The organism is Pseudomonas sp. PAGU 2196 (assembly GCF_022179005.1).
GTDB classification, from domain to species: Bacteria; Pseudomonadota; Gammaproteobacteria; order Pseudomonadales; family Pseudomonadaceae; genus Aquipseudomonas; species Aquipseudomonas kermanshahensis.
In genome coordinates this window covers 1-614 of sequence record NZ_BNTL01000011.1, presented here as the reverse complement: position 1 = coordinate 614, position 614 = coordinate 1, and the positions used below count along the sequence as shown (strand labels likewise).

The 614-nt window shown below is 62.5% G+C and carries 1 protein-coding gene; it reads right to left on the bottom strand.

The genetic code is table 11. The features are described 5' to 3' along the window. Positions 1–605: ATP-binding cassette domain-containing protein (locus MFF34_RS10305; protein WP_238213086.1), on the bottom strand; the 605-nt coding region annotated here is incomplete at its 3' end. Positions 606–614 lie beyond the last annotated feature (9 nt).

Below are 614 nucleotides of genomic sequence, written 5' to 3'. Positions count from 1 at the left end.
ATCAGCGGGTCGAGGGCCGAGAAGGCTTCGTCCATCAACAGGATGGTCGGGTCGTTGGCCAGCGCCCGGGCCAGGCCCACGCGCTGCTGCATGCCGCCGGACAGCTGGTGCGGGTAGCTGTGCTCGTGGCCGGCGAGGCCGACCTGGCTCAGCGCCTCGCGGGCACGGCGGTGGCGTTCGGTTTCAGCAACGCCGGCGATTTCCAGGCCGAAGGCGGTGTTCTGCAGCACGCTCATGTGCGGCATCAGGGCGAAGGACTGGAACACCATGCCCATTTCCTTGCGGCGCACATCGAGCAGGGCTTTATCGGACAGGCCGGTGATTTCGCGGCCGTTGAGGTGGATGCTGCCAGAAGTGGGTTCGATCAGGCGGTTGAACAGCCGCACCATGGTCGACTTGCCCGAGCCCGACAGGCCCATGATGACGAAGATCTCGCCACGTTTGACGGAAAAGCTTGCATCGAATACGCCGACGACGTGGCCGGTCTTGCTGAAGATTTCGTTCTTGTCGGCGCCCTTGCGGAGCATCTCCATGGCCATGTTCGGGTTGGGGCCGAACACTTTGAAGATGTTGTTTACCGAAAGAATCTCATCGGCATGGCTCATACGACCCTC